Genomic DNA, 20,848 nt, shown 5'->3' on the forward strand with positions numbered 1-20,848 from the left:
TGCAAAAGAAACAACTTTGTGTTAAAATTAAGTTGTTTCAAGAAAAAACTTGTCTGGGAATTCAAGTTGTTACTTTTGACATAAAAATATATCGGAGGTTGAGTATGAAAAAAAATAATATTGTATTTAATATATCTTTATTACTGACCAGTGTAGTTGTAATATTAGGCCTTGTATCGCCTACAATGTTTAAGAATATATCTAATAAAGGATTTAATATAGTGGTAAATAATTTTAACTGGGTATATCTAATTGTTATGTTAGCATTAGTTATATTTGCAGGTTTTTTAATTTTTAGTAAATATGGAAATATAAGATTAGGAAAAGATACGGATAGACCGGAATTTAGTAACTTATCTTGGTTTTCTATGCTATTTGGAGCAGGAATGGGAATAGGATTAGTATTTTTCGGAGCAGTAGAACCTATGAAGCATTTTGTAAATCCAATAGGTGTAGAATCAGGAAGCTTAGCTGCTACAAACTTTGCAATGCAACAATCGTTTATACACTGGGGAGTAACTCCATGGGCGGCTTATGCAATAATGGGATTATCATTAGCATATTTTCAATTTAGAAAAGATGCACCGGGGTTAATAAGTAGTGTATTTTTACCTATCTTAGGAGAAGAAGGGGTAAAGGGGCCTATAGGAAAAACTATAGATATTTTAGCTGTATTTACAACAGTAACAGGGATAGCTACATCTTTAGGTATGGGAACAATGCAAATTGCAGGTGGACTTGAATATATGTTTGGAATAAAAAATACTATATATTTACAAATAGTTATAATAGCAATAGCAACAGTTTTATATATTAAAAGTTCTACTAGTGGATTAGATAAAGGTATAAAATTATTATCAAACATAAACTTAGCTTTAGCGGCTTTATTATTATTCGGAGCAGCTATTATTGGACCTACTACAAACATGATTTCAAACTTTTCAAATGGAATGGGATTATATGTAGAACAATTTATATCTCAAAGTTTATATATGGATCCTAGTGGTGAATGGATTGCTCAGTGGAGAGTATTTTATTGGGCGATGTGGATAGCTTGGATACCTTTTGTAGGAATATTTATAGCAAGAATATCTAAAGGAAGAACTATAAGAGAATTTATAATTGGAGTAACTTTGGTACCAGCATTAGCATGTATAGTTTGGTTTTCTGTATTTGGGACATTAGGTACTAATTTAGGGTTAGACTTTGCAAAAGATGCAACTATGGTAACTGAAACGGCACTTTTTAAAGTGTTTTCAAATTATCAATTTGGAAATATACTATCATTAGTAGCTATGGTACTATTATGTACATTCTTTATATCATCAGCAGATTCAGCTACTTATGTACTTGGAATGTTTACATCTAATGGAGATTTAAATCCAAGTAATAAAAAGAAAATTACTTGGGGTATAATACAAGCTCTATTAGCTTTAGCATTATTAATGTCTGGAGGATTAGAAACATTACAAACTGTGTCTATAGTTTCTGCATTCCCGTTTGCTATAATAATGATAGTGAGTATAGTATCGATAACAAAAGCGTTAAAAACAGAATTTAAAGTAGAAAATGAAGTAAAAAAAGAATTTGTAAGTAAAAAGGAATATAATAAGCCTGTAGTTAAAATAAAAAAAGAAGCCTATTAAATATAAAAAGGAGTATCTTAAAATGATTATATAATCAGCTTAAGATACTCCTTTTTTGTAATTACTTTTCATAAAGAAACATAGGTACAGATGTATTGACGTGAGTATCTCCAATAACCATAAGTATATCATTTTCTAAAAATTCAATATAAGGTCCAGGAGATATTATAAGTTCTTCACCTCTTTTAATCGCAACAATAGTTCCACCAGTATTTTGCCAAAAGTTAGTTTGGCCTGGTGTTTGACCTATTAATTTACAATTAGATTTTATTAGAAACTCAAAAGGAACAAGCGGATTTATTGTAGATAGTCTACTAGAGTAGTCTACTATTTTATTCATAGTTTCTAGAATTTGAGATTCTAATTGACTTCTTGAACTAAGAAGTTCTGACAATTGTGATTTATATGAAGAAACATTTGTTATATTTTGATATTTTTTTAAAAAAGATTCAGCTTTACTGCGAGATAGGACAATAATTCCTTTACCTTTTATACTTTCAACAACTTTTAAATCTTCAAGTATTTTTACAGATCTTCTAATTGTTTCAGGAGATACATTGTATTTTCCAGCAAGTGCAGACCTTCCATGAAGAGTAGTCCCTTCAGCTATATAACCATTACATATATTATTTGCTATATCTATAGCAATTTTTTGATATATAGGCATAGTATACGATTTTTCCATGATTCCTCCAAAATTATATAAATATATTCTAACACTTAAATATTGTATACCTCATGTAAATGGATGTCTATAGACATTTTATATATATAAAATAATAATTTTTTATTGTTGGCATTTGACAATAATAAAAAGAGGTGTTAAGATTTAATTAGCAAATGCCAAAAATGAAAAGGAGTAAAATTTATGAAATTATCAGTTGCATGTGAAGGTAAGGCAGTGAGTGGACATTTTGGTCATTGTGAAGTATTTTATACTTGTGAAGTAGTAGTTGGAGCTCAAGAAAATTTTATAGATGCTATAGAAAAATATATAAATGTAAGTTTAAAATCAACAGGGTTTGTATGTACACGAAGTATACTGTAATGAGTAAAATAAAAGGGATTAATTATGGATTGTAATTTAGAATATTTAAAAAGGTTAATAAGCAAAAGTGGACATAAAGTAACACCCCAAAAGGTATTAATATTAGAAGTTATGATAAGTAGTAGACATCACTTAAGTGCAAAAGACATATATGACAAGTTAAAACAAAAAAATATAGGATTTGCTACTATTTATAGATCCTTGAATTTATTTATAGAATTAAACATAATAAAAAAGATAGATATAGACAATACAACTTATTATGAAATGAAGATTTTTAGCAAAAACCCATTTCATATACACTTTAAGTGTTCTAAATGTGATAGTATAATTGATATAAACAATAAAGATATAAATATTGATTATATTGCTATAATAAGAAAAGTTGAATTTGAAGAAAATTTCCAAATATATGATTCTGATATTATGTTTACAGGTATATGTGATAAATGCAAGGAGGATATTAAATGGCAAGACCAACAAAATTTAGACGGGTAGAATTTTTTCCCGAAGATACATATTTTACACCATTAGATAAGAAAGGGTGCAAAGTAGATGAAATAACTTTAAAGCTAGAAGAACTAGAGGCTATGAGACTTAAAGATATAGAAGATTTAAATCAAGAAGAGTGTGCTAAAAGAATGCAAGTATCTAGGCAAACTTTTCAAAATATAATAGATAGTGCTAGAAAAAAAGTTGCTATAGCATTAACTGATGGAAAAGCTATAAAAATTGATGGTGGTAACTATAGAGCAAGCTTTTGTAAGTTTAAGTGCTTTAATTGCGGAGAATTATATGAAATAAATTATGAACAAGATAAACATAAGTGTCCATCTTGCGGATCTGATGAGGTTATATGTAGCAAAAAAGCTGGAATTTGTAAAAAGTGGTGTGATAAGAATAAATAAAACTATCTCTATATATTGAGATAGTTCTATTTATATAAATCTAGTCGGCGGTGATTAAGAACAGGAAGCTCATTTCTGACTTTATCAACATAATCAAAATCTATATCACAAATAAAGAAGCCTTCTTTTTCATCTAACTTATTCACAATATCACCCCAAGGAGAAACAACCATAGAGTTTCCAAATGAAATGTATGCATCATCATAATTTCTAGCAGGAGCGCATCCTATTGTATAAACTTGGTTATCAACAGATCTAGCTTTAAACAATAATTCCCAATGACAAGGCCCTGTCTTCATATTAAAAGCAGCTGGTGTTATAATTGCTTTAGCACCTTCATTGACCATTGTTCTAAATATTTCAGGAAATCTTAAATCATAACAAATGCAAAGTCCAAATTTACCAAACTCAGTATTAAAAACAGTTACATTATTACCGGGGGTTATAGTTTTAGATTCATGCACAAATTTATCACCTAGTTGCATATCAAATAAATGAATTTTTCTATGCTTAGCTATCCTTACACCCTCTCTATTAAACACGTAAGACGTATTATAAATATTATTTTTCTTATCTAACTCCGGCATAGATCCAGCAACTAAATATATATTATTTTCTTTTGCTAAATTAGATAAATATGTAAAAGTATCTCCATTTTCATACTCTGCATATAAAGGAAACTTATGTGTTTCATAAGGGCAACAAAACATTTCAGGAAGTATAACCATATCAACAATATCTTTTGAAATTTCATTTAATATAGATTTTAGATTTTTAAGATTTGTAGATTTATTTTCATGTACACTCATTTGTACGATGGCTATTTTACATTTACTCATATGTGTTTAAACATCCTTTCATATATTCTATAATATTATCTTAATATAATTTTATATGATATGGCATCTTAATGATATAATATTAATTATATTTAAGTTAGGAAGGAGAATAAAACTATTGAATGATTTTTTAGTTAATATAAATTCAGATATAAAAAGGTGTGAAGAAACACTAAGCGATAATAATTACTTAGAAATTGTTATAGCTATAGAAGAACTTACAGATAAATATAAAGATAGTATTGATGATATAGAACTATCAAATGGTAGGGTATGGAATTTTACAAAAAAAGATCTTGAGGTTTTAATGAGAAATCTTGAACATAAAAGAGATGAAATATTAAATAAATATATAGATAAGTATATAAATGTAGATAAGTTAATAAGTAGTGTACAGGAAAATATAGAAAGCAATAGTAGTTTAAATAATGAAGAAAAATTTGAGGCAGTCAAAGCAATATATGAAATTAAAAAAATACATAGTGAAAATTTAAATAAATATCTGACTTGGGAGAAATTGAAAAAGTATATAAAGTGGAGTTTGACGCAAGATGAAACTATAGGAATGAGTATATTTAATTTAATTAATGTAATAATAAATAATAAAAAGGACAGTTAACTGTCCTTTTTATTTTATCTACACAGATAAGTATTTACATCCACTGATTGTATTAATCCTAAATTTGGAGGATTACCTATTGCAAATATAGTATATATTCTGTTAGCTTTAAGGTTTACTTTACTTGAAAGTGCAGTATCTCCATTTTCAGATAAAGCTACCTTTATGTCATACATACCAGCAGGTACTTTAATATAGTCAGTGTTCTCTTTAAAATTAAGATCCTCAAATAGAGTAGTGTTATTAGCAAGAATATTAACACTAGGTGCATCAGGAGATAGATGAACAACCCTAAGAGTGGCCTCCTTAGTTGAAGGCACTTCATTTATATCATCTTCTATTAATAGTAGTTCTATATTTTCTAAATTTCCAACGGCTGCTATAGTAAAAATTCTATCATCAGGAACATCCACCATTTTATTTATAACAACAGTTGATGAATCATTTGTAGGTGTTACTTGTATTGTATGCATTCCTTCTTCTAAATAAGAGTAATCAGAAAAATTAGTAAAAGACAAGTCCTCAACTACTAATTGCCCATCTATATAAACATCAACTTCTGGTGCATTAGGTGATGCATGAAGAACTCTTACAATAGAAGTTCCTTCTTGAGTTTTAAAACAATCCATTTATATAATTCCCCCTTTATAAAATTTACCTCACTTATATAGAGTATGAAAAAGTTTATATATTTGTTCTTATCACAAAAAATATTATAAAATTAAAAATAGTAGTTAGTATTATTATTATATGGGTATAATAATAATATAAGAAATTAATATAAAATGTATTAGGAGGATTTAAAATGTCAGAAAAAGTATGCTTATGCAAAGGAATAACAAAAGAAACTATAGTAGATGCAATGAAAAATGGGGCTAATACTGTTGAAGCAGTGAAGGATGCAACCGGAGCTACAACTGGATTTTGCCATGGTGGAAGATGTAAGGCTACTATTGAAAAATTAATAGAAGAAAATAAATAAAAAATGAAATTGAGATATCGTTTATTCCAAAATGTTTAGGGATAGACGGTATTTTTTTACTAAATTATAATAAAAAATATGATAGAAGTTAATTTTTTTGGGTATAAACTCTAGTAACTGTTTAATTGTCGAAATATGCAATTAAGTTAAAGTTAATTTAATATTTTACTTTATGAATCAAACAAACACTAAAGGAGATTTAATATGAAACACTTATTTACAGAAAAGGTAGTTCCAATAGAAGTAGACAACCCATCTATACAAATTGACTTTGATAAATGTATAAAATGTGGATTATGCAAAAGAGTATGTGAAAATGAAATTGGAGTTAATGGATATTTTGATTTAGAAAAGACTGGTGACATAGCTATATGTATAAACTGTGGTCAGTGTGTGCAAGCTTGTCCTAAAAAAGCCATAACTCAAGTTATTGATGTAGATAGAGTTAAAGAAGCTATAAATGATCCTGAAAAAATTGTTATATTCAGTACAGCTCCAGCTGTTAGAGTTGCACTTGGAGAAGAATTTAATTTAGAAGAAGGCGCTTATGTAGAAGATAAAATGGTTGATGCCTTAAGAAAATTAGGTGGAGACTATGTATTTGACGTAACATTTGGTGCAGATATGACTATAATGGAAGAGGCTAATGAGTTAGTAAGCCGTATAAAAAATGGAAAAGGTAAAACTCCACAATTTACAAGTTGCTGTCCATCATGGGTTAAATTTGCAGAAACTTTTTACCCAGAATTAATACCTAATTTATCAACAACAAAGAGTCCAATAGGGATACAAGGAGCTGTTATAAAAACTTACTTTGCACAAAAAGCTAATATAGACCCAGAAAAAATAGTAAATGTTACTATAACTCCTTGTACTGCTAAAAAATATGAAATTGATAGACCTGAGATGAATGCTTCAGCTAAGTACAATAAGTCTGAAAATATGCGAGATAATGATATAATATTAACAACTAAGGAACTTGCACAATTGTTAAGAGATGAAGAAATAGATTTTAATGCTTTAGAAGGATCTAAATTTGATAATATATTAGGTCTTGGTAGTGGAGCTGGTATAATCTTTGGTAATAGTGGAGGAGTTATGGAAGCTGCGGTCAGAACTGTATACAATATACTTACTGATGAGAATCCGCATAAAGAATTATTACATTTTAATCCAGTTAGAGGGCTTGAAGATGTAAAAGAAGCAACACTTACTATAGGAGATACTACTTTAAGATTAGCTGCTGTTCAAGGTACTGCAAATGTTAGAACTTTAATAGAAAAATTAAAATCAGGTGAAGTTGAATATGATTTTATAGAAGTTATGACTTGTAAAGGTGGATGTATCGGTGGAGCTGGTCAACCTAAAATGAAAGCTAGAATATCAAATGAAATGAGATTAAAACGTATAGAGGGATTATACGACAAAGATAAGCATATAGCTGTAAAATGTAGTTATGAAAATCCAGATGTAATAAATGTATATAAGGAATTCTTTAAGCAACCTTTATCACATTTATCACATGAACTTTTACACACTACTTTTGAATCTAAACATGATATGCTAGGATTAAAAGAAGATAACAATGTAAGTGATATAGGATAAGAGAGTCGTTGTAATATTACTTGTCTAAGTGCACATAAGTAATATTACAACTTTGCCTTATAAAATAGAAGAACAATAAAGTGAAAATTGTGGTATTATTTGGTTATAAGTAAAAATTTAATCAGATAATATCACAACATTATAAATAGTTTTAATATTAGAGGAATTGATGTTTAAATATAGTATTTAAGATAAAACACTCATCTTAAATATTATGTTTGGATATTGATTTTATAATAATTAAAATTGAGGTGAATTTATGGATGTTAAAGCGATTATAGAAAAACTATATGAAACTAATGATGCGACTAAAGAAGAATTATTGTATTTATTAGATAATATAGATAATGAATCAAAGAAGCTGCTAATGAAAAGAGCTCATGAAACTAGAATGAAATACTATGGAAATAAAGTTTACATGAGAGGTCTTATAGAGCTAACAAGTTTCTGTCAAAAAGATTGCCTATATTGCGGACTAAGAAGACACAACAAAAAAGCGCAAAGATATAGATTAAACTTAGATGAAGTGCTTGAATGTGTGCGAAAAGGTGATAAATTAGGGTATAAAACATTTGTATTACAAGGTGGAGAAGATGCATATTTTACAGATGAAAAAATTATAGAAATTATTAAGGCTATAAAAAGTGAATTTCCACATAATGCAATAACTTTATCATTAGGAGAAAGAAGCTATGAATCGTATAAAAAACTATATGATGCAGGTGCTGATAGATACCTATTAAGACATGAAAGTGCTAGTAAAGATCTATATGAAAGCATACATCCAGGAGAACCTTTTGAAAAACGTAGAAATTGTTTGAAGAGTTTAAAGGAAATAGGGTATCAATCTGGAGCAGGATTTATGGTTGGGATTCCAAATCAGACTAATTCAGATTTAGTAAATGATTTGAGATTTGTAAAAGAATTTGAACCAGCAATGTGTGGAATAGGACCTTTTATACCACATAAAGATACACCTCTTAAAGATTATGAACATGGCAGTTTAGAAACAACAGTTATATGTTTAAGTATAGTAAGATTATTACTACCAAATGTACTATTACCAGCAACTACTGCACTTTCTAGCATTGATAAACATGGTAGAGAAGAAGGATTAAAGGCTGGTGGAAATGTAATAATGCCAAATTTATCGCCTATGTCTGTAAGAGAAAAATACTCTTTATATGATAATAAAGCATATATATTAGATGAAGATGCAGAATATCGCGTTATGATAGAAAAAAAGATAAATGAAGCTGGATTTGAGATAGAAGTGAGTAGAGGAGATAATCCTGAATTTATTAAAGAATAAAGGAGATTGTATTATGTTTATAAATCATGAAGAAATATATAATATATTAGAAGAAACTAAAAATCCATCAAATGAAGAAATTAAAGACGTTTTAAGTAGAGCAAAAAAAAGAGAAGGATTATCATATAAAGATATAGCTATTTTATTACAAGCAGAAGATGAAAAAGATTTATCAGAAATATATTCTTTAGCAGGTGAGATAAAAAGAGATATATATGGGAAACGAATAGTTGTATTTGCACCTCTTTATGTAAGTGATTACTGTGTAAATAACTGCGTTTACTGTGGATATAGAAGAGACAATGAGTTCTGTAGAAGAAGATTAACTATGGATGAAGTTGCAGAAGAAGTTAGAATTTTAGAACAAATGGGACATAAAAGATTAGCACTTGAATTAGGGGAAGATCCAGTAAATGCTCCTATTGATTATGTTTTGGAATGTCTAGATACTATATATAAAACTCAAAATGCAAATGGGGAAATAAGAAGAGTTAATGTAAATATAGCAGCTACAACTGTAGAAAATTATAAAGCATTACATGAAAAAGGGATAGGAACATATATATTATTCCAAGAAACATATCATAAGCCGACTTATGATAATATGCACCCGAAATCATTAAAGGGGGATTATAACTATCATTTAACTTCATTTGATAGAGCTATGGAAGCAGGAATTGATGATGTAGGAGCAGGGGTACTATTTGGACTAGCAGATCCAAGATTTGAAGTCTTAGCACTTATGATGCATAATGCTCACTTAGAAGAAAAATTTGGAGTTGGATTCCACACAATATCAGTTCCAAGACTTCAAGAAGCAACAGGGGTTACTCTTGAAAATTACCCAAACTTATTAGATGATAATATGTTTAAAAAGATTGTTGCAATACTTAGAATAGCAGTACCATTTACAGGTCTTATATTATCAACTAGAGAAACTGCAGCTATGAGAAAAGAGTTATTACGTTATGGAGTTAGTCAAATTTCAGCAGGATCATCAACTGGAGTTGGAGGATATAAGGATAGAGAAGAAGGAAAAGAGAGTAAACAATTTAAAACAAACGATGAGAGAAGTCCAATAGAGATATTAAAAGAACTTTTAAGTGATGGATACATACCAAGCTACTGTACTGCTTGTTATAGAAAGGGAAGAACTGGAGATAGATTTATGCAACTTGCTAAATCAGGAAACATTAAATATGTTTGTGAGCCTAATGCATTAATGACATTGCTTGAATTTACATTAGATTATGGAGACAAAGAGCTATATGATAAAGCGCAAGCAATTATAAGCACGGAAGTAGAAAATATTGAAAGAGAAGATATAAAAGAAAGAACTAAAGAGAGTATGGAAAAAATGAAAAAAGGAGAAAGAGATTTCTACTTATAGGAGGTATATATGAACATTACTCCAAATGCAAATAGAAAACATATAGGAATATATGGAAACACTAATAGTGGAAAATCTTCACTTATGAATAAACTTTTAGGTCAAGAGGTATCATTAGTATCTAGTGTAGAAGGAACAACTACAGACCCAGTTCAAAAAGCTATGGAATTAATACCATTTGGGCCTATACTTTTGATAGATACAGCAGGACTTGAAGATAAAAGTGAACTTGGATCAGTTAGAATTAAAAAAAGCTATGAATATTTAAAAAGATTAGATTTTGCTATATATGTAGTAGATGGAAAGCATATAGATTTTGACACTTATAAAGTTTGGAAAAAAGAATCTACTAAATATAATGTAAAACATATAGTTGTTGTAAATAAAATAGATTTATTAACTGAAGAAGAAATAAGTATTATTAAAAAATTGTTCAATGCTGTTATTTTTACTTCTGTAAAAAACAATGAAGGTATAGAAACTTTAAAAGAAGAACTTATAAAAAACTTAGAGCAAGAAGAAGAGGATAAACCTATAGTTGGAGACTTACTTCCATATGGATCTAAAGTAGTTTTAGTAGTACCTATAGATTCTGAGGCTCCAAAGGGAAGGATAATTCTTCCTCAAGTTCAAGTTATAAGGGATTGTTTAGATCATGGTATAAAAACTTATGTAGTAAGAGATACAGAACTAAATGATGCTATTAATGAATTACATGATATAGATCTTGTTATAACAGATTCTCAAGCTTTTAAAGAAGTTGAATCCATAATTCCTAAAGAAATGAACTTAACTAGCTTTTCGATATTATTTGCAAGACAAAAAGGTGAGTTGAGTGAGTTTTTAGAAGGTACAAAAAAACTAGATACGTTAAAGCCAAACGATAAAGTTCTTATATGTGAAAGCTGTACACATAATGTATCTCATGAAGATATAGGAAGAGTAAAAATACCTAGAATGCTTAAAAAAATAGCTGGCGGAGATATTAATATAGAATATAAAGTTGGATATGATTTTGATGAAAGTATAGAAGAGTATGACCTAATAATTCATTGTGGAGCATGCATGGTAAATAGGAAGAGTGTAGTAAATAAAATAAATACTTGCAAAGAAAAAAATATACCTATAACTAATTATGGTATGGTTATAGCTTATTTTACCGGGATATTAGATAGATCTGTAAGTATATTTAAATAAAAAAATGGTGAGCTTATATAAAATAATGCTCACCATTTTTTACGCTTAAATATATTAATCTTGTATATACTGTCTAATTACACCATAAGAAGTTATTTTATTAAAATCTGGATATGTGGATATAAATCTTACAAAAATAGGTGTATTTTTAAGTATAGGTCTATTATTTAAAAATTCAATATCTCCATTAACAATTGAACTAATTGTTAGAGGCATTTTAGCTAAAAATTGGTCATATCTTTCTTTAGAAGTCGAAAAGTCATAATCACCAATAAAGGCAAATAAGTTCAGTTGATATATATCCTGAACGAACCAAAACCATTGACCATAGATTATATCAGTACTTACTGTACTAAGGTCAAGGTCTTCAAACTCAGGACCTATAATTACATCAATTACTTTAGAATTATCGTTGTGTTCTACTGTGTATTTTCTAAAGCGAATTGGTTCGGTACTTGTATAAGGTTCTCTGATTATAACATTAACATTTGCATAATTAAAATCAACCATTAAAATCACATCCTCAAATATTTATGTAATTTATTATATTTAGAAAGATAAAAAATGTGATAAAAGTATGAATATGAAAGGAAAAGATAAAAATTAATATATATTAAAAAATTAAAAATTATATATTAATACTTAATAATAATATACATACATATATAAGGTTAAGTAATATATTATTAGTGAATAAAAATTTTTAGCATATGGTTAGGAGGGATTAATATAGAATATGAAGTTATAGTTAAATATAACTCAGATGTAAAGCGACTAGAAAATGAATTAAATGTATTTATAGAAATTTTAAGCCCAACATACGCTATAATAACGTCAACTAGCCAAGCAGATTTAGATAGATTAATTGATTATCCTGAAATTGAATATATAGAAAAACCATTTATACTAGAAGCTCAAGATATACAAAGTTTTTCAAGTACAGGCATAACTTCATTTAAAAATAATAATAATTTAAATGGAGATGGTACCATTTTAGGAATCATAGATTCTGGTATAGATCACACTCTTCCAATATTTAAATTTGAAGATGGAAGATCAAAAATATTATATTATTGGGATCAGTCAATCGATGGGAAACCGCCTAATGGATTTAACCATGGAACTGTATATACATCTGAAAATATAAATGAAGCTCCTGTACAAACTACGAGCGTGCATGGAACTCACGTTGCAGGAATTGCAGCAAGTATTGCAAATAAAGCAAGTATAATTGCGGTTAGAGTTGGGAGGAGACAAGTAGATACATTTTCAAAAAGTACTGAATTTATGAGAGCTATAAAATTTATACTGGATATATCTTTAGAATTGAAAATGCCTGTTGCTATTAATATTAGTTATGGAAGTAATGAAGGATCTCATAAGGGATTATCATTATTTGAAAGATATATTGATGATATGAGTTTGTTTTGGAAAAACAATATAGTTGTAGCTGCAGGCAATAATGCATCAAAAGGAAGTCATAAAAGGATTCAATTAAAAAATGGAGAATCACAAGAGGTTGAGTTTGTTGTAGGTGAAAACGAAAAAATTTTGAATTTAAATATTTGGCCAAATTATGTGGATGAATTTTCTGTATTATTGAGAAATCCATCAAATAGAAATTCACAGGAGCTTTCTCAACAAAATCCCAACATAAATAATAGATTAGGAACAACTACTATAAATGGAGTGTTCTATGAAATACCACCCTATTCACTATTAAGAAGAGTTACAATACAAATGAGTTCTGCTCTTCAAATTACTCCGGGAATATGGACTCTAGTTTTTAGACCGAAAGATATAGTGGAAGGAACTATAGATATATATTTACCTACAGCTGAAGGGTTATCAAAGGATACTAGGTTTTTAGAGCCTAGTGAAATTTTAACAGTAACTGTACCAGGTACAGCAAGTCAAGTTATAACAGTGGGAAGTTTCAATTCTAGAACTGATGTAAGATCATCATTTTCTGGAGAAGGAGATTTTGCAAATGGAGTATATAAACCGGATGTACTTGCTCCAGGGGAGGATATACTTTCATACCTTCCAGGAGGAAGCATAGGCGCTTTAACAGGAACTAGCATGGCTACACCTCATGTAACAGGAGTATGTTGTCTTTTGATGCAATGGGGCATAGTAGAAGGTAATGACCCATTTTTATATTCTCAAAAAACTAAATCAATGATAAATAGGAGTGCAAAAAGGAGTGATAATAGAGTGTACCCAAATTCTTCTTATGGGTATGGGCTTTTGAATTTAAATAATTTAGATTTACAATATTTATCTAGAAGTTTAGATGAAAATGGAAACTATAGATTAGAAGATAATATATCAGAAGCTATATTAGTTACACATTCACCTGAATTTAATAGAGAAATAGCTAATTTTCCATATCCATATAGCTTAATTAATTTAAGTGAGACATACACATTAATGTTCTTTGACAGTTTAAAGAGAGAATATATAGAAGCTATATTAAGGTTCGCATCTGTATATATAATAGAAAATGTTGTACCTATAACTCCACTAGGACAAATAACTAGAGGAACTGAAAATGGGGTAACAGCTAAAGAAGATATAGGTGTTAACTTTTTTAAAACAAACCCAAATTTAACATTACTTGGATCGGGAACTTTAATAGGAATAATAGATACTGGTATAGATTATCTACATAAAGATTTCATTTACCCAGATGGTACGAGTAAAATAAGATATTTATGGGATCAAAGTAAAGATGGAAAACCTCCAAATGGATTTTTCATAGGAACTGAGTATACTAGAGAAGATATTAATAAAGCTATAAATGAAAATGACAGTAGCTTATCTCAAGATGAAGAAGGACACGGGACTATGATTAGCGGAATATGTGCAGGGCTTGGAAGTATAAAGAAAGAATATGAAGGTATTGCACCAGAAGCAGAGCTTGTGGTTGTTAAATTAGCTAAAGTGAATGGATTTTATACAAGTGCTATGTTAGAAACTGCAATTTCATATGTATATGAGATTGCAAAGAACACGCAAACTCCAACTATAATAAATGTATCTATGGGAAGTAATTTACTAGCTGGTTATGCAAGCAATACAAAACCTAAAAAAACATATTTTTCTAATGGAATATCTATAGTAGCGGCAGCAGGAAATGAAGGAAATACACAAACTCATATCTCAGGTCATATTAATAGATCAGGAGAGATAGTAGATATAGAATTAGAGATAGTAGAAGATGAAAAAAATCTAATCGTGGAAATTTGGATGAGTAGACCAGACAGGATAAATCTAATAGTTATATCTCCAAGTGGAGAGGAAAGTAAAATTGTTGATTTATCAAATTATGACGAGGTTAAAGGCATATTTGATTTAGAAAATACTCAATATCTTATAAGATATTCATATCCAACTAGCTACTCAGGGCAAGAACATACTACGGTAACATTAAAAAATGCTAAAAAAGGGATTTGGAAGTTAAGGTTAGAAGGAGCTTATATATCTAGTGGACTATATAATATATATTTACCGAATAGGGTTTTTTTAAATCCTGGAACTAAATTTAAAGAATCAAATCCAGCATACACTATAAATTATTTAGCTGTCAGAGATGATGTAATAACTATTGGGACGTATGATTCCACTAACAAAAGTATATGGCCAGCATCATCAAGAGGACCTAATATTACAGATACAATGAAGCCTGATGTAGTTGCTCCTGGAGTAAATATAATAGCTCCATATCCTAAAAATACATATGCTACTGTTACTGGAAGTTCGGCTGCTGGGGCACATGCTTCTGGAGTGGTATCACTATTTTACCAGTATACTATAGCTGAAGATTTTTACAGAAATAAAGGCTTTATGCAAAAAGTTAGGACTTATATGCAAGGTGGTGCAACTAGGCTTAAAAGTGTTGAATATCCAAATACTACGTCTGGATATGGTATTTTGGATTTTAGAGGTATGTTTGAGCAATTAAAGTAGGAGGGGTTATGTGATTGATGAAAAGTCTTTTTTTATACTTTATACTGGTGATATAAAAAAATCATTTGAAGAAAATAATATAGATAAATATGTAATTTTAAATGATGAATTAGCAGCTATATATGTTCCATTGGATTTTCAGGCAGAAATTCTTGATACTATTAGAAATATAGAATGGTGGCAAAAATCACAACCAATGACATCGCTAATAGAAGTAAATAACAATTTAAGTAATGGAGAATCGGTACTTTCAGCAGTTGGAGGTGATTATGTAGAAAGTAATCCATATTTAAATGTTTCAGGAGAAAATATTTTGGTTGCAGTAATAGATTCTGGAGTGGATTATTTACACAAAGATCTAATAGACGATAATAATAGCAGTAAAATATTATATTTATGGGATCAAGAAAATAATAGTAAAAAACCTCCAGAAGGAATGATATTTGGTAGTGAATTCAATAGAGAAGAAATAAATAAAGCTATACAAAATCAAGATAACAGTTTGAGTAAGGATAATATGGGAACAGGTACTATGGCTTGTGGAATCATAGCCGGTCAAGGGAATATAAACAGAGAATATAGAGGAATTGCAAGAGGTGTAGATTTAATAGTTGTAAAATTAAGAGAATATAAAGATGTATATTATAAAGGAAAAATAAGTTATGAAATGTCTGATTTTGTCGCGGCATTAACTTATGCTTTTAATATATCAATTAAAGAAAATAAGCCTTTAATAGTAAATTTTACAGTAGGAACAATAGCATCTATAAATATAGAAGCTGCTATAATTGAGAGTTATGGAATACTAGAGAAATCAGGTATTGTTTTGGTTAGTGGAGCTGGGAATGAAGGAAACACAGATATACACTTTGCTGGAACATTAAAAGATGTAGATTCATATAAAGATGTATTAATACAAAATGGGAATAATACCAATTTAGATATAGTAATAAGAGGCAAGGGACCAGATAAGTTTTATTTACAATTAATATCTCCATCAGGTGATATTAGCCAAATAATAAGATATGCACCAGATGATAGGATTTATAGAGGCAGATTTTATATAGAAAAAACATCTTATATTGTTTTAAATAAATTTCCTTGGTTAGAATCAGGAGACCAAAGAATTGAAATTAACTTAATGGATATAAAGCCTGGGATTTGGACCTTAAGGTTAAGCCCTGAATTTATTATCCATGGAGATTTTGATGTATATTTACCGAATAAAGCATTAATAGATAAAACTACTAGATTTACAGATTCAAAGTCTAACGCAACTATAACTAAATTAGGGCTTGCAAGTTCAGTTATAACTATTGGGACGTATAATGATAAAACTAATAGTTTATGGATAGGATCATCAAAGGGAAATTTAAGTGGAAGTAGAGTTAGACCGGATATAATAGCACCGGGTGTTGATATAATATCAACATTTAACTACAATGAATATAACACAGCTACTGGAACTGGAGTAAGTAGTTCAATTGTATGTGGAGCATTAGCACTTATAATGCAATATTTAGAAGAAGAGAGCAGAGTACCTAAACTATCTCTTTTTACAGAGCCTTTAAGAACTTATTTAATGATAGGCGCAACTAGACAAGAAATATACACATACCCAAATATTTCACAGGGTTATGGAATTTTTAATCTCAGAGATACTTTTAGACAAATTGCTAGGAATTTATAAAGAAAGGTGTATACGAGCGAACGTTCACCTTTCTTATTTTTATTGTAATAAAAAAATTTAGATAAAAGTAAAAAAAATGTGGAAAATGTTATCCTAGATGTGTTATAATCTGACAGGTCATAATAAATTTTTATAAAAAGGGAGAAAAAAGATGTTAAATGCAATTTTAGGATTACTAGCAGTTATAACAGCTGGGTTTTCAACAGTCTATGTAAAAGACTTTAAACAACATAGGGATAAAAGTAAAAATAAAATATTTAAGACAGGTATATTTATAGGATTTATAACTGACTTTTTAGATGCTATAGGGGTAGGATCTTTTGCAACAACTACAGGAATATTAAAGTTAAATAAACACATTAACATTCCAGACAAACTATTACCAGGAACGTTAAATGTTGCACATGCACTGCCTATGATAGTACAAGCTTTTATGTCGTTAAATTCGATAAGTGTTGATTTAGTTACATTAGTTAGTATGATTATAGCAGCGGTAGCAGGATCTTGGATTGGAGCTGGAATTATATCCAAATTACCAGAAAAAAAGGTACAATTAACTATGGGGGTAGCATTAGTTGGAACTGCTATACTGATAATACTAGGACAAGTTGGATTAATGCCAGCTGGAGGAGATGCTATGAGTCTTAGTGGATCAAAATTAGTTATAGGTATAGTAGGAAACTTTATTTTAGGAGCTCTTATGACAGCAGGTATAGGATTATATGCACCATGTATGGCAATGGTTGCATTACTTGGTATGAACCCTAAGGCTGCATTCCCTATAATGATGGGAGCCTGTGCATTTGTAGGACCAATAGCTAGTACAAAGTTTGTAAAAGAACAAGCTTATGAGAGAGAAATATCTATGGGGATAACTATAGGGGGAGTAGTTGGATCTATATTAGCATTGCTATTTGTTACAAATATGCCAGTATATTGGTTAAAATGGTTAGTAGTAGCTGTTGTAAGTTATACTGCTGTAACTATGTTTAAAGCAGGGCTTAGTAAAGATGAAACTTTAGAACTTGAACAAGTAAGTTAATATAAATTTGAATTTTAAAATCATAAAACTTAAGTAACTTAAGTTTTATGATTTTTTTATTTAAAAAATTAAAATAGTGGGTATTAGTTATATATATTAATAATATGAGCAGAATAATTAACAACAAACTTTAAGCAAGAAAGAGGAAAAACTATGAAAAGAGAAGACAAAGAACGTGTACCATTTGAAGGTAATTTATATGAAAATTTATTTATACCTAAAAAAACTCCATATGAAGATTTATTTACAGGTGGAGTGATAGAGGAACTATCAGATGATACTCCATATTCATTTGTGCACCCAAATAGTGATGAAGTAAAAGAATTATTACGAAAAAACAGGGGCGAAAAATAGATTATAAATTTATATAAATAGACAAAATTTAAAATAGGGGGATAAATAATTTATTTAAAGAGGCAGGCTGTTATGTAATAGTCTGTCTTTTATTGTCGAAATGATAGACCTCACTATGAAAACATGTTATAGTGTGTATTGATTAAAATTAGGGGAGAGAAATATGTTAGGAATTAGTAAAAGTAAAAAGTTTGAGGCTAGTAATAAATTAGCCACCATATTGACAATCGGCATATCAGCTTTTTTAGTTGTATTTTATATATTAAGTTTAATATACATATTCAAATATAATTTAATTTTGATGATAAAGCCAGAAGACTTTATAAGAATCTTTAATATAGTCTTAGCTTTTTTGGCTACAGTAAGTTGCATACTATGTTATAATAGTACAAAAAAAGAAGAGCTATTTATAGTTTCTCTGATGTATATGATATTTGTAATAGATATAACTTTAGGGGTATTTGATAATTTAACTTTACAAAATACTATTATAAGCATGAAGGGGTATATAGCTATATCTACTTCATTAATGAGAATATCTATAATTTTAATAGCAACATTACCTTTAAAAAAGGTAAGAAAGTTTATTATAGAAAATAAGATTTATTCTATATTGATAGTTGTTTTAAGTGCAACAATATTTGGATATTTAGAAAGCAAAAGTATTATATTTCCAATAAGGAAAGAAACAGATTTTTTTATTCTTTATAATCTTATGTTAATTTTTGTTTATAGTATAACCAGTACTATTTTATTCAAAAAGAGTATAAAAGAAAGAGACTATACATATTCCGTTATTGGAGCGAGTATATTGATGTTTTTAGTTAAGGCATTCTATGCTATAGTGGGAGCAAGAATACCTATAATAGAAATTAAATTTATATCAATATCAATATCATATATGGCTTTTATAGTACTTATAGTAGGCTTGTTCTTAGAAACAACTATAAGTATAAAGAAAAAGAAAGAATTAGAAGAAGAGAAAAAAATATTTTATAATCTTGTAGAAGAAAATAAAGCGAGCTGTATATTTATAAGTAATATGGATGGAAATATAATTTATTCTAATAAAAAAACAAAAAACTATTTCTTTGGAAATGATGATTATAAAAACTCTGCATTAACCCAAAGAATTGAACTTGTTATGTCTACTATAGATAAAGACATTATGAAAACTATAGAAGATAGTGTCAAAGAAGATGGATGCTGGAGTGGAAAAATTGAAATAAATGATGGTAGAAATATTATTGATTGTGGAATTCAAAAAATTATAGATTCAAGTTTAAAAGGAATTGATGAACATGGAGAAACTGCTAAATTAGTAGTTACATTTAATGATATAACCGAAGAACATAGAATGGAAAAATACATATCAGAATATGAAAAAATCAAAGATCATGAGAAGTTAAAAAATGAATTTTTTGCTAATATAAGTCATGAATTAAGAACTCCTTTAAATATATTTTATTCAACAACTCAATTGCTAGATGTTAAATCATATGATGATGAAGCTGATTTTAGAAAAGTCTATTCTACATATAGACAAAGTTTAAAGACTAATTGTCAGAGAATGTTAAGACTTATAAATAATATGGTTGACATAACCAAAATTGATGTTGGATACACAAAGCCAAATATGAAAAATTGTGATATAGTAAGGTTAATTGAAGAAATAACTATGTCAGTTGTAATATATGCTAAACAAAAGGGAATAAATATAGTCTTTGACACAGATGAAGAAGAAAATATTATAAAATGTGATCCAGAAATGATAGAAAGAGCAATTTTAAATTTAGTATCTAATGCTATAAAGTTTACAAAGCCAAATGGCAATATATTTGTGAATATACATATAAATAAGGAATGGGTTCAAATAATTGTAAAAGATGATGGTGTTGGAATACCTATACATATGCAAGATTTAATATTTGAAAGATTTGTACAAGCAGACAAATCTTTGACAAGAATGAATGAAGGAAGCGGAATTGGATTAAGTATTGTAAAAGCTATGGTTGAGCTAAACGAAGGTGAGATATACTTAGAAAGTGATGGAAAAAATGGAGCAGAATTTGAAATTTTATTACCTAATAAAAAGTTATTAGGAGATATTATTGAAGATGAGACAAAAGATTACAAGGTAGATGTTCAAAAGATTGAATTAGAACTTTCTGATATATATGAGTTATATTAAAATTTTGGTGAATATTGTTAAAATAAGGGGCTTAGTATATAATATTAAATATA

19 protein-coding genes are annotated in these 20,848 nt (G+C 28.7%); 15 read left to right on the top strand and 4 right to left on the bottom strand.

The genetic code is table 11. The features are described from left to right. The first annotated feature begins 104 nt into the window (after window positions 1-104). Window positions 105-1,646 carry a BCCT family transporter gene (locus tag RWY47_RS02970; RefSeq protein ID WP_207677533.1) on the top strand — a complete coding sequence of 514 codons (1,542 nt, stop codon included), beginning with the start codon at window positions 105-107 and terminating at the stop codon, window positions 1,644-1,646. A 61-nt stretch (window positions 1,647-1,707) separates the two neighbouring features. Here the strand turns inward: RWY47_RS02970 and RWY47_RS02975 are convergent, their stop codons facing one another. Further along, a complete protein-coding gene (locus RWY47_RS02975) occupies window positions 1,708-2,331 on the bottom strand; it encodes a TrkA C-terminal domain-containing protein (RefSeq protein WP_035113728.1) in 624 nt (207 codons plus the stop codon). 183 nt (window positions 2,332-2,514) lie between these two features. Between RWY47_RS02975 and RWY47_RS02980 the strand changes: the two genes are divergently transcribed. Genes RWY47_RS02980 through RWY47_RS02990 form a run of 3 tightly spaced genes read left to right on the top strand, consistent with a single transcriptional unit; the run spans window position 2,515 to window position 3,602 of the window. Next, complete coding sequence (locus RWY47_RS02980; protein ID WP_168931805.1) at window positions 2,515-2,694, top strand: hypothetical protein; 180 nt, start codon at window positions 2,515-2,517, stop codon at window positions 2,692-2,694. Between the two features lie 24 nt (window positions 2,695-2,718). Further along, window positions 2,719-3,192 (top strand): Fur family transcriptional regulator, encoded by a 474-nt coding sequence (locus RWY47_RS02985; RefSeq protein ID WP_168931802.1) that lies wholly within the window; start codon window positions 2,719-2,721, stop codon window positions 3,190-3,192. Then, window positions 3,162-3,602 (top strand): DUF134 domain-containing protein, encoded by a 441-nt coding sequence (locus RWY47_RS02990; RefSeq protein WP_150842526.1) that lies wholly within the window; start codon window positions 3,162-3,164, stop codon window positions 3,600-3,602. The genes RWY47_RS02985 and RWY47_RS02990 overlap by 31 nt, the downstream gene beginning before the upstream one ends. Window positions 3,603-3,628: 26 nt before the next feature. On the opposite strand, the gene RWY47_RS02995 is transcribed toward RWY47_RS02990, so the two are convergent. After that, window positions 3,629-4,441, bottom strand: coding sequence for a carbon-nitrogen hydrolase family protein (locus RWY47_RS02995; RefSeq protein WP_168931799.1), 813 nt, complete (start codon window positions 4,439-4,441; stop codon window positions 3,629-3,631). Between the two features lie 118 nt (window positions 4,442-4,559). On the opposite strand from RWY47_RS02995, the gene RWY47_RS03000 reads away from it, so the two are divergent. Further along, on the top strand, window positions 4,560-5,060 hold the full coding sequence (locus tag RWY47_RS03000) for a hypothetical protein (RefSeq protein WP_168931797.1): 501 nt from the start codon (window positions 4,560-4,562) through the stop codon (window positions 5,058-5,060). A 14-nt stretch (window positions 5,061-5,074) separates the two neighbouring features. Here RWY47_RS03000 and RWY47_RS03005 read toward each other — a convergent pair whose 3' ends face one another. After that, entirely contained in the window at window positions 5,075-5,689 is a 615-nt protein-coding gene (locus RWY47_RS03005) for a DUF4397 domain-containing protein (RefSeq protein ID WP_224171088.1), read from the bottom strand. A 176-nt stretch (window positions 5,690-5,865) separates the two neighbouring features. Between RWY47_RS03005 and RWY47_RS03010 the strand changes: the two genes are divergently transcribed. From RWY47_RS03010 to hydF, 5 genes are all read left to right on the top strand, one after another. After that, complete coding sequence (locus RWY47_RS03010; protein ID WP_224171087.1) at window positions 5,866-6,042, top strand: (2Fe-2S)-binding protein; 177 nt, start codon at window positions 5,866-5,868, stop codon at window positions 6,040-6,042. A 204-nt stretch (window positions 6,043-6,246) separates the two neighbouring features. Then, on the top strand, window positions 6,247-7,647 hold the full coding sequence (locus RWY47_RS03015) for a [FeFe] hydrogenase, group A (protein ID WP_224171086.1): 1,401 nt from the start codon (window positions 6,247-6,249) through the stop codon (window positions 7,645-7,647). Window positions 7,648-7,906: 259 nt separating this feature from the next. After that, window positions 7,907-8,959, top strand: a complete 1,053-nt coding sequence (hydE, locus tag RWY47_RS03020; protein WP_206622138.1) for a [FeFe] hydrogenase H-cluster radical SAM maturase HydE — start codon at window positions 7,907-7,909, stop codon at window positions 8,957-8,959. Window positions 8,960-8,972: 13 nt separating this feature from the next. Next, window positions 8,973-10,349 (top strand): [FeFe] hydrogenase H-cluster radical SAM maturase HydG, encoded by a 1,377-nt coding sequence (gene hydG, locus RWY47_RS03025; protein WP_150842530.1) that lies wholly within the window; start codon window positions 8,973-8,975, stop codon window positions 10,347-10,349. A 9-nt stretch (window positions 10,350-10,358) separates the two neighbouring features. Continuing rightward, window positions 10,359-11,546, top strand: a complete 1,188-nt coding sequence (gene hydF / locus RWY47_RS03030; RefSeq protein ID WP_150842531.1) for a [FeFe] hydrogenase H-cluster maturation GTPase HydF — start codon at window positions 10,359-10,361, stop codon at window positions 11,544-11,546. A 54-nt stretch (window positions 11,547-11,600) separates the two neighbouring features. Here the strand turns inward: hydF and RWY47_RS03035 are convergent, their stop codons facing one another. After that, window positions 11,601-12,056: a staygreen family protein gene (locus RWY47_RS03035; protein ID WP_168931789.1), complete on the bottom strand. Its 456-nt coding sequence runs from the start codon at window positions 12,054-12,056 to the stop codon at window positions 11,601-11,603. Window positions 12,057-12,275: 219 nt separating this feature from the next. Between RWY47_RS03035 and cspBA the strand changes: the two genes are divergently transcribed. The 5 genes from cspBA (at window position 12,276) to RWY47_RS03060 (ending at window position 20,795) form a co-directional block, all read left to right on the top strand. Then, window positions 12,276-15,518: a bifunctional germination protease/germinant receptor pseudoprotease CspBA gene (gene cspBA, locus RWY47_RS03040; protein ID WP_316030232.1), complete on the top strand. Its 3,243-nt coding sequence runs from the start codon at window positions 12,276-12,278 to the stop codon at window positions 15,516-15,518. 10 nt (window positions 15,519-15,528) lie between these two features. Continuing rightward, the gene (cspC, locus tag RWY47_RS03045; protein ID WP_224171085.1) at window positions 15,529-17,208 is read left to right on the top strand and encodes a bile acid germinant receptor pseudoprotease CspC; all 1,680 of its coding nucleotides are present in this window, start codon (window positions 15,529-15,531) and stop codon (window positions 17,206-17,208) included. Window positions 17,209-17,359: 151 nt separating this feature from the next. After that, window positions 17,360-18,250: a sulfite exporter TauE/SafE family protein gene (locus RWY47_RS03050; protein WP_035113698.1), complete on the top strand. Its 891-nt coding sequence runs from the start codon at window positions 17,360-17,362 to the stop codon at window positions 18,248-18,250. A 153-nt stretch (window positions 18,251-18,403) separates the two neighbouring features. After that, the gene (locus tag RWY47_RS03055) at window positions 18,404-18,604 is read left to right on the top strand and encodes a hypothetical protein (protein WP_053830997.1); all 201 of its coding nucleotides are present in this window, start codon (window positions 18,404-18,406) and stop codon (window positions 18,602-18,604) included. A 163-nt stretch (window positions 18,605-18,767) separates the two neighbouring features. Continuing rightward, window positions 18,768-20,795 (top strand): sensor histidine kinase, encoded by a 2,028-nt coding sequence (locus RWY47_RS03060; protein WP_150842534.1) that lies wholly within the window; start codon window positions 18,768-18,770, stop codon window positions 20,793-20,795. Window positions 20,796-20,848: the final 53 nt, after the last annotated feature.

Origin of the sequence: Paraclostridium sp. MRS3W1, from assembly GCF_032465715.1 — a bacterium.
In the GTDB taxonomy this organism is placed as follows: Bacteria; Bacillota; Clostridia; order Peptostreptococcales; family Peptostreptococcaceae; genus Paraclostridium; species Paraclostridium dentum.

Coding starts and splice junctions, on each gene's coding strand:
- RWY47_RS02990 (WP_150842526.1), top strand. CDS start 3,162: ATGGCAAGACCAACAAAATTTAGACGGGTAGAATTTTTTCCCGAAGAT.
- RWY47_RS03015 (WP_224171086.1), top strand. CDS start 6,247: ATGAAACACTTATTTACAGAAAAGGTAGTTCCAATAGAAGTAGACAAC.
- RWY47_RS03055 (WP_053830997.1), top strand. CDS start 18,404: ATGAAAAGAGAAGACAAAGAACGTGTACCATTTGAAGGTAATTTATAT.
- RWY47_RS03010 (WP_224171087.1), top strand. CDS start 5,866: ATGTCAGAAAAAGTATGCTTATGCAAAGGAATAACAAAAGAAACTATA.
- RWY47_RS03005 (WP_224171088.1), bottom strand. CDS start 5,689: ATGGATTGTTTTAAAACTCAAGAAGGAACTTCTATTGTAAGAGTTCTT.
- RWY47_RS02995 (WP_168931799.1), bottom strand. CDS start 4,441: ATGAGTAAATGTAAAATAGCCATCGTACAAATGAGTGTACATGAAAAT.
- RWY47_RS02980 (WP_168931805.1), top strand. CDS start 2,515: ATGAAATTATCAGTTGCATGTGAAGGTAAGGCAGTGAGTGGACATTTT.
- hydG (WP_150842530.1), top strand. CDS start 8,973: ATGTTTATAAATCATGAAGAAATATATAATATATTAGAAGAAACTAAA.
- RWY47_RS02985 (WP_168931802.1), top strand. CDS start 2,719: ATGGATTGTAATTTAGAATATTTAAAAAGGTTAATAAGCAAAAGTGGA.
- RWY47_RS02975 (WP_035113728.1), bottom strand. CDS start 2,331: ATGGAAAAATCGTATACTATGCCTATATATCAAAAAATTGCTATAGAT.
- hydF (WP_150842531.1), top strand. CDS start 10,359: ATGAACATTACTCCAAATGCAAATAGAAAACATATAGGAATATATGGA.
- RWY47_RS02970 (WP_207677533.1), top strand. CDS start 105: ATGAAAAAAAATAATATTGTATTTAATATATCTTTATTACTGACCAGT.
- RWY47_RS03050 (WP_035113698.1), top strand. CDS start 17,360: ATGTTAAATGCAATTTTAGGATTACTAGCAGTTATAACAGCTGGGTTT.
- hydE (WP_206622138.1), top strand. CDS start 7,907: ATGGATGTTAAAGCGATTATAGAAAAACTATATGAAACTAATGATGCG.
- RWY47_RS03035 (WP_168931789.1), bottom strand. CDS start 12,056: ATGGTTGATTTTAATTATGCAAATGTTAATGTTATAATCAGAGAACCT.
- RWY47_RS03060 (WP_150842534.1), top strand. CDS start 18,768: ATGTTAGGAATTAGTAAAAGTAAAAAGTTTGAGGCTAGTAATAAATTA.